The organism is Rhodococcus zopfii NBRC 100606 = JCM 9919, assembly GCF_001895025.1.
GTDB classification, from domain to species: domain Bacteria; phylum Actinomycetota; class Actinomycetes; order Mycobacteriales; family Mycobacteriaceae; genus Rhodococcus; species Rhodococcus zopfii.
This window is the reverse complement of the sequence record NZ_BCXI01000095.1, coordinates 1-3949: the sequence shown is the minus strand read 5'-3', so window position 1 is coordinate 3949 and position 3949 is coordinate 1. Positions and strand designations below refer to the sequence as shown.

Sequence of the window (3949 nt, the reverse complement as noted above, 5' to 3'; positions counted from 1 at the left end):
CCCCCCCTGCTGGTCGAACTGGACGAGGCAATCTCGCCGGCCGCGCAGATGTTGGCCAGTAGCACCGACGGCGCGCAGCTGACCAACCAGCAGCTGACCGACATCCAGGACATCCTCGGCGACGTCCAGAACACCGTGATGCCGCTGGTCGAGTCCGCGCAGGCTTTCGGCGATCAGGGCCGACAACTGCTGACCATCGTGCAGGGCCTGGCCACTGACCTGCAGGGATCGGTCACCGCGGCGCAGACGATCAACCAGATGCTGCCGCTGCCCGGCTGACCAAGCCTTCCCCCCAATTCCGTGAACCGACAACCCCGACCGACGACTGGACTTGACATGAAGATGGATACCGACGTGCAGGACGAGGCGTATCCACGCCGCGGACTGGCCGGACTCCAGCGTTTCGATGTCCCCGCCTCAGCGCTGCCCTCCCGCAAGGGCGTGCTACCGCAACGCCTCGACGTACCGGTGACCGCGTCACCCGGCTCGACCGGATTCACCGTGGTCACCGAATGGATGGGCCGGTTGGCTGCAGCCCTGGCTCTCGTCCTCTTCGGACTGGTCCTCATCACCATCCACAAAGGCCAGCTCGTCCAAGACAGCGCCCGCACCATCGTGGACAACTTCCGGCTGACCAACGACTATTTCGCCCAGCGAGCGGACATGACCGCACCTGCCACCGCCCGCCGGCAACTCGACGAACTCGCCGTAGTGTTGACGAAACTCAATGCAGCCACGGCCACCGACGTCGAGCACCTTGCGGCACTGCTTCCGGACGCACAGGCGTTGCTTGCCGCCGGTCAGGGCGATACCGCGATCGCCGGACAGCTCCGAACAGTTGTTGAGGCCTTACAGGGCTCGGCAGCCTCCCTGCACCAGATTTCCGCGGACGCCGACGCCACGGTCTCCGATGTCGACAATGAGCTCACCACCGCAATCGATCTGGTCCACCAGCTCAACAATGAGCTCACCCGAACGACGAACAAGCTGGCGCTGATCCCCGCACAAGACGCCCTCATTCCTGCACCGGGAGGCAACTAAATGATCACCAAGAAGGCCTGGCTCGGAGTCCTCCTCGGGTTCGGTGTGGCGCCCGCGGTGCTGCTGTGCACGGTCAACGGATTCGTCCCCGGTCTCGACGACGTCGTCGACCCCCTCGGTCGACCGTCCCAGCTCAGTCTCGAAGTGATCAACTCCGCAGACCAGTTCGACACCCTCACCGCCATTTTGGTTCCCAAACACGCCCAACTCGCCCATGACATCCAGATCCTGGGTCCGCTGGCCGACGACCTCGAAGGCCTCACCGACAAGGCGGGAGGACTATCCGGACAGGCGACAATCCTCAATGCCTCCACCAGCGACGTCGTCGCTATCACCGGGCCGCTGCCGAACCTCGTCGCAAATGTGACAGGTCGCGCCAATCAGGCGGGCCCTACCGTAGCGGGACTGTCGACGGCCGTCGGGTCGGTCACCACACAACTTGAGGCGATCAACACTGGATTGACCACGATCGAAGGCACCCTGGCCGCACTCGGGCCGAAGGCCACCGCCATCGCCGCGACCCTGTCGAACGTGGAGGACGAAGCACGCCACGTCCAAGCACTCGGCCCTCTCCTCGCGGTGGTCGGTCCGCCGGTCAACTCCCTCAACCTCCCCCCACTCGGTGGCGTAACCGCTCCCGCCCGGTAACGCTCAGCTGGCCTCAGAACGCGTGAAAGGCAGAACACAGATGTTTCGGCTCTCCTGGGCAATCGCCGCAGCTTTCACCATCGCGCTCTTGTGTGGCATCTTGATCGTCACACGAGATCTCGCTATCACCAACGACATCTTCAAAGACGGTGTAGTACAGGCAAAAACGGTCGACAAGACTACCGATGAGGCGTTGACAGGGGCGAAGGAACTTCCCGCGGCCAATGCCGCCGTCAACCAAGGTATGCCTGAGGTGGTGGGAGTACTCGATTCCCTGGCGCGCGCCGACCAGACCCTCGGCGAACTCGGCACCCACCTACAGTCGCTGGGGAACGCACTCGAGTCCTCCGACGCACCGCTCGCCGGCATCATCGACGCCAGCACGGCGGCGACCGCTCAAGCCAACGCCGCCGCCGTGCCAGCCGAGCAGATCGGGCACACCCTCGCCGCCACCGACACCAAAGTGCAGGTATTGGCCATGCTGTTGGACGAAACTCTCTCTCTGGGAGAGGAAATCGACTCGAAGCTGCGCATCGCTCTACTACTGCCCGTCATCGACGAATGAGGGGTGCTAGTGCCGCATCATGCAACGTTAGCCCTATCGACGATCTCGCGTAGCCGCCTGTCCTCGGCGTTCTTGTTGCGCCAGATGATGTAGCGCCGAATCATCGACGACTGCTCCCGATGACTGCCGTGGTCGGTGCCGTCGAGCGCGAAGTATCGCAGCGCGGTGAACTGCGCCTCGATGCGGTTCAACCACGAACTGTTCGTCGGGGTGTACGCGATCTCGACGTTGTTCGCCTCAGCCCACTCCGCGACCCGCCGGCACTTGCGCGTGGTCAGGTGCGGGGAGAAGTTGTCGCACACGATCGCCATCCGAACCTCGGCCGGATACAGGGTGCGCAGATACCGGCAGAATCGGAGGAACGTGGTGCGGTTCTTCGTGGTCTTGACGTGCCCATACAGCCTGTCCTTGTCCAGGTCATATGCGGCGAACAAGTGCCGCACCCCGTGTGGACGGGTGTAGGTCGCCCGCCGACGGCGCCGCGGTTCCCGGTCCGGGTTCTTGTGCGTGCCTCCCCGTTCGGCCCACTGCCGGCCCGGATGCGGCTGCAGATTCAAGGGCCCGAACTCGTCGAGACAGAAAATCGCCTGTGGCTCATCGGGATCGGGCACGACCTCGCCATCAGCGATCGCGTAGAGATGCTCGACCCGAGCCTTCTTCGCCGCGTAGTCCGGATCCTTGGACCGCTTCCAGGTTTTCACTTTTTGAAACGAGACACCCTCCTCTCGGAGCAGCACGCGCAGACCCTCGTGGCTGATGTCGTCGACCACCCCCTCGGCGACCAGGAACTCGGCGAGTTTGGTCAGGCTCCAGGTCGAGAACGGCAGATCGTGCTCGACGGGGGCGGACTTGGCGATCTTCTTGATCTCGCGGCGTTCGGGCAGCGTGAACGTCTTCGGTCGGCCGCCGGCGTATTTCGGGTAGAGCGAGTCGAATCCGTCGGCATTGAAGTTGTGGATCACGTCGCGGACCCGGTCGGCGCTGGTGAAGCTGACCTCGGCGATCTTCGGCACCGGCATGCCTTGGGCGGAGAGCAGGATCATCTGGGCGCGACGCCAGGTCACCACCGATCCGGTGCCGCGGCGGATGATCCGGACCAGCCGCTTGCCTTCGTCGTCATCGAGTTCTCGTACTCGTTCTGCCACCGGACCAGGCTGGCCGATACCGAGGCCGATACACCGCAACCAGGCGGCGTGTCGGCTATAACGGGGCAAAGGTTCGCGGGTGCGGCACTAGATAAGCGGTCGAACCATCCTGACATCGGCTAATTGATCCGTCCTTCGAAAATGATCGCGACGGCGTTCGAGGCAGACTTCCAGCTCGCTGCCCATCGTGCCCTACCCTGGGCCCGTCCGGGTCCAGCGCTCGACTTGAATCACGTAATCTGCCCGCCAAACACCCTCGGTGCCTCACATGGGTTTGCCCGCGAAACGGTGATCGTCGGGGGATGGAAAGTGGGCTGTCGATGCGGTCTCGTGCCGAGGTGACCAGGAGGCTCGCGAGGGAGTACGCGAAGGCCTCGAAGAAGGAGCGCGGTCGGATTCTGGATCAGGTGGTCGAGGTGACCGGATAGTCGCGCGACAACGCGCGCCGGCGGCTGGCCCAGGCTGCGCGGGCACCGGGCACCAGGCACCGAGCTCTGGGCGGACGGAGGCGGTGCGGGCGCGGCGTCCGCTGCCGCCGAAGTACTCCTCT

4 protein-coding genes and 1 pseudogene are annotated in these 3949 nt (G+C 64.3%); 4 read left to right on the top strand and 1 reads right to left on the bottom strand.

The features are described from left to right. The 4 genes and pseudogenes from RZ1_RS29155 to RZ1_RS29140 all read left to right on the top strand — a co-directional run. Positions 1-279, top strand: a pseudogene (locus RZ1_RS29155) (hypothetical protein); the annotation flags it as partial. A gap of 57 nt (positions 280-336) precedes the next feature. After that, positions 337-1041: a hypothetical protein gene (locus RZ1_RS29150; RefSeq protein ID WP_072816398.1), complete on the top strand. Its 705-nt coding sequence runs from the start codon at positions 337-339 to the stop codon at positions 1039-1041. After that, positions 1042-1689 carry a hypothetical protein gene (locus tag RZ1_RS29145; RefSeq protein WP_072816396.1) on the top strand — a complete coding sequence of 216 codons (648 nt, stop codon included), beginning with the start codon at positions 1042-1044 and terminating at the stop codon, positions 1687-1689. Positions 1690-1729: 40 nt separating this feature from the next. After that, on the top strand, positions 1730-2254 hold the full coding sequence (locus tag RZ1_RS29140; RefSeq protein WP_072816394.1) for a hypothetical protein: 525 nt from the start codon (positions 1730-1732) through the stop codon (positions 2252-2254). Between the two features lie 17 nt (positions 2255-2271). Here the strand turns inward: RZ1_RS29140 and RZ1_RS29135 are convergent, their stop codons facing one another. Next, positions 2272-3399, bottom strand: coding sequence for an IS630 family transposase (locus RZ1_RS29135; RefSeq protein ID WP_072816392.1), 1128 nt, complete (start codon positions 3397-3399; stop codon positions 2272-2274). Between the last annotated feature and the right edge of the window lie 550 nt (positions 3400-3949).